The organism is Clostridium sp. (assembly GCF_032552055.1).
Lineage (GTDB): Bacteria > Bacillota > Clostridia > Clostridiales > Clostridiaceae > Clostridium.
Genome location: NZ_JAWGSV010000255.1, coordinates 1 through 4,546, shown reverse-complemented (window position 1 = coordinate 4,546; position 4,546 = coordinate 1). Strand labels below are relative to the sequence as shown.

Here is a 4,546-nt window from a genome sequence, read left to right as displayed (position 1 = left end):
TTATTACACTATAGTTAATTCTGTTTCTTTATCAAATATATGTATTGGTTTTTTATCTATAGCAAGCTTTATTCTATCACCTGGTTTAACACTAAAGCTTCCATCAAATTTAGCAGTGATAGATGTATTACCAGCTTTTAAGTAGCAATAAGTTTCTGAACCCATTAACTCATTAAAATCTACTAAGGCTTCAAAAACTGTATCTCCATTATCATTTATAAAAGATTCATCATTCTTAATATGCTCTGGTCTTATTCCAAGAATAACTTCCTTATTTATATATCCTTTTTCAGTAAGAACTTTCTTCGCTTCAGTAGTTAAAGCTATATTTAAATAAGAATTAACTGCATATAGCTCTCCTCTTGTTTCTTTTATAGTAACATTTATAAAGTTCATTTGAGGTGATCCAATAAATCCTGCGACGAACATATTACTTGGATTATTATAAATCTCCTTAGGAGTAGCCATTTGTTGCACTTCACCATCTTTTAGCACAACTATCTTATCCGCCATAGTCATAGCTTCTACTTGGTCATGTGTAACATAGATGAATGTACTATTAAGAGTTTTATGTAATTTGCTTATTTCTGCTCTCATAGAAGTTCTAAGCTTTGCATCTAAGTTACTTAAAGGTTCATCCATTAAGAATACTTTAGGATTTCTTACAATAGCACGTCCAAGAGCTACCCTTTGTCTTTGTCCACCTGATAAAGCCTTAGGTTTTCTATCTAGTACCTTTTCTAAATCAAGTATTCTTGCTGCTTCTCTTACCTTCTTATCTATTTCATCTTTTGGAGTTTTTCTAATCTTCAATGCAAAAGCCATATTCTCATAAACAGATAGATGAGGATATAATGCATAGTTTTGGAAAACCATCGCTATATCTCTATCTTTAGGATGAATATCATTTACTAATTTATCTCCTATATATAGTTCACCTGAAGTTATTTCTTCAAGTCCAGCAATCATTCTAAGTGTAGTAGACTTACCACATCCAGATGGTCCTACTAAAACTATAAATTCTTTATCTTTAATATCAATATTAATGTTTTTTACAGTCTGAACATTTTTATTATATGATTTACAAATATTTTTTAACGTTACGCTAGACATATTTTTCTCCTTAGTTTTTTATAATTATTTATCCGATCGCTACCATTGCTAACACTCCCCCTTCTAAAGTGGGAGCTAAGCACTGCTACTCGCCTGGATTAGTTCTTCTAACCTTCAGGTGGAGTAGGCATCCTGTACTCTGTGAAAGTGATTCACACAAAATGCAAGATTTCGGTTCTCTACTTTTTAAGAAAACTCCACCTGAAGATAAGAATTACTTTATAACTTCATTAAATACTTGCCAATTTCATAGCTTAACCTTAAAGCTGCTGGTAAAAGTTCATCTGGAAGTCTATTTGCATAGTTATGCGCTTCAAAACTGAAATCACCTTTATAATTAATTTCCCTAAGAGTTCTCATAACCTCTTTCCATTCTACAGTTCCAAATAAAGGCATCACGTGCATAAGATCTGTATCTGTAGAACTATGTGTATCTGATACATGAGTTGCTTTAAGTCTATTACCCATATATAGAAGTGATTTTCTTTGGTCTTGCTTCATAATATCAGCATGCTCAAAATCCCAGCATATCCCTATTCTAGAATCATTAAATTCATCCACAAAATCTACTAGTTCCTCTGGTGTTGCACAATATTTACGTTTAGGAGCTATGCTAAAATCACACATATTCTCTAAAGCAAGACTCATATTAAATGATGATGCATATTCTAATAACCCCTTAAAATACTCAATATTTTTAGCCTTTGAGCTTTTAACTAAATCCATAGCTTGAAAATCTGTGTCTGGATGAGTTACACATAATTTTGATCCCAATATGCTACAACATTCTAAAGATCTCTTTGTAAGCATTTGGTGATAATTATATTCTTCTTCAGATAAATTAGGATTTAAAAAGTTAAATGTATAACTATGACACTGTCCAAATTCTACTCCTAATTTCGCTGCTGAATTAGCAACTTCATGAATCCACTTCTCCCATTCATCAGTTAAAAATGGAGAGTGAGGAAGAGCCCAATCCCAAAAGTTCATATCAAACCTTTTAAATCCAGCTTGGCTTGCTAACTCTAAAGTTTTAGGTAGTGAAAATACACTCCCATCTGGTCTATCACATACTATATTTGTAGATGTCGCTAACTTCATTTGTTAAATATCCTTTCAATTAAAATTTCTATAAAACGATCTAAATCTAATTCATATGCTGCATATATATTTGCTTTATCTTCACTTAAGTTAAATTTAATTATATCGCAATCTATTTTATCTTTATATTTCATAGTAACTTTACCTAATTTAAACTTCGCTATAGAGTTATCTATAATATAAGCTATAGGTAATGAATCAACTAATAAACTTTTAGGAGTTAAGTTCCTGCTTAAATAGAAATCTTTAGCATGAATTAAATACTCCATTTTCTCGCTTTTATTGCCCTTTTCTATAATTTCATCTATATATTCATTTTTTAAAGTAGAACTAACATCAAGGCCTAAGCTATACATAGGAATACCTGAGTTGCATACTATTTCAAAAGCTTCTGGATCTACTAGTACATTCCATTCACTACGCTTAGCATTAACACTACTATTTACTTTGTAATATCCAGCCATAGTTATTATTTCTATATTCATATCCTTAAGATTAGGATATTTAATTAAAGCTTTTGCTATATTACTCATAGGAGCTATTGATATAATAGTAAGTTTTTCTTCCTTAATAGCACTATCATATATAAAATCAATAGCATTTACCCTCTCTACTAATTTGTCACTTTTTCTAAACTCATATTCACATACACCATTTTTACCACAGTATTCATCTGTAAATTCAATATCTCTTTTTATTGGCTTATCTTCACCAGCAAAAACAGGAATATTTTTTTTATTACAAGAGTTTATTATATTTAAAGCATTTTGAGTACAAATCTCAAGGGGGGAATTACCACTTACTGTAGTAATTCCTAAAACCTCTATCTCCTCAGAGTTCAACGCTAGCATTATTGCTAATGCATCATCAGCACCAGGATCACAATCTATAATTACTTTATGCTTTTCTAATTTAGTCATTTCTACCTACCGGGTTAGCACGATAATAAACTTCAATGGATTTCGCTATTCCCTCTACTATTTCATCGTACGCTTCTTCCTTAGTTATTAATTCTGAACCAAAAGCCCTCATTGCATCCTTAATAATAATTCCTATTGCATTAGAATTTGGAGTAAAGGATGGAACTACAGTATTTGGTGTATTACTTAAATTATTCATAGCATTTTGTAATCTTGGCTCTACTTCTACTGCGTTTTTGTACTCATCTAACTCTTGTACTTGTATATTAACTGGAGTATAACCAGTTCTTCCTACCCACTTTACCTGCGCTTCTTTAGATGCCATATAAGAAACAAATTCCCATGCAGCTTTCTTTTTAGCTTCACTTTCTCTATCCATTATATATAATCCTGAACCACTAGGGTATGCTCCCACTACATCTCCCTCATTTACTGTTGGAATTGAAGTAACACCCCATTCAAATGAATCTCCAACTAACTTTGCTATTGTTGGAATACGAGAGCTTGTCATTATTGTCATAGCATGAAGACCTTTTGAAAACTCTTCATTTATACTATCTGTTACTGGCTTATATACTCCAGTTTCTATAACCTTCTCCCACTCTGATAAGAAATTTTTAAGCGCTTCTTTACCTTCCTCAGAGAATTCAGTCATATGCTTATTATGACCACTTTCATTATTTCCGAAATATGTTCCATTTTCACCTTGAATTGATATAAAGCTTTCTAATTCATATTGATTAATAGCCACATTAAGACCATTTTCCGCTTCTGTCTTTTCTGATATCTTGTTCATCATATCGGCCATTTCTGCTATAGTTTTTGGTGGCTCACTGAATCCAGCTTCCTTTAAATAATCCATATTATAATAAAGCATTAATGATGATGCTGTATAAGGTACACCTATCATCTTTCCATCAATTGATTGAGCAGTAACTGTATTTGCTATTAAATCTTCTTTCTTTATTCTTGATGATTCATTATTTATAAAATCTTCTGCCCAAACTGTACGCTCATAATCACGTATCATATCTACATTTTCACCATATAACTGAATTACATCTGGCATATTCTTAATATCATCTGCTGACATAGCTGTCATTAAAGATGTTGTTCCTGGCCAGCTTTGGAAAACTCCAGTTACTTTTATGCCTTTTTCTTTTCCTATGGTATTGTTAAATTCATCAATTTGTTCCTTAACTATATCTCCAAAAACACCATCCATTGAATGCCAAAATGTTATTTCAGTAATACCATCAGAATCAGTCTCACTTTGTTTTGAACCAATCGAACATCCTGTTAATAATACTGATATCAACAGAATGAAACTTACTAATCTTTTCATTTTTTGTTCTACGTCCTCTCAAATCAATAGTTTTATTCTTTAACAGCACCTGACATCATTCCAGAAA

Annotated in this window: 4 protein-coding genes; all 4 read right to left on the bottom strand. The window is 31.6% G+C overall.

All coding sequences use genetic code 11. The annotated features are described in order from the left end of the window. Nucleotides 1-3 precede the first annotated feature (3 nt). The 4 genes from E6248_RS13580 to E6248_RS13565 all read right to left on the bottom strand — a co-directional run bounded on the left by E6248_RS13580 (nucleotide 4) and on the right by E6248_RS13565 (nucleotide 4,479). Nucleotides 4-1,113: a sn-glycerol-3-phosphate ABC transporter ATP-binding protein UgpC gene (locus tag E6248_RS13580; RefSeq protein WP_316341326.1), complete on the bottom strand. Its 1,110-nt coding sequence runs from the start codon at nucleotides 1,111-1,113 to the stop codon at nucleotides 4-6. A gap of 219 nt (nucleotides 1,114-1,332) precedes the next feature. Beyond that, complete coding sequence (locus tag E6248_RS13575) at nucleotides 1,333-2,214, bottom strand: sugar phosphate isomerase/epimerase (RefSeq protein WP_316341325.1); 882 nt, start codon at nucleotides 2,212-2,214, stop codon at nucleotides 1,333-1,335. Beyond that, on the bottom strand, nucleotides 2,211-3,134 hold the full coding sequence (locus E6248_RS13570) for a nucleoside hydrolase (RefSeq protein WP_316341324.1): 924 nt from the start codon (nucleotides 3,132-3,134) through the stop codon (nucleotides 2,211-2,213). Before E6248_RS13570 ends, E6248_RS13575 begins: the two co-directional genes overlap by 4 nt. Then, nucleotides 3,127-4,479 carry an extracellular solute-binding protein gene (locus tag E6248_RS13565; RefSeq protein WP_316341323.1) on the bottom strand — a complete coding sequence of 451 codons (1,353 nt, stop codon included), beginning with the start codon at nucleotides 4,477-4,479 and terminating at the stop codon, nucleotides 3,127-3,129. Before E6248_RS13565 ends, E6248_RS13570 begins: the two co-directional genes overlap by 8 nt. Nucleotides 4,480-4,546: the final 67 nt, after the last annotated feature.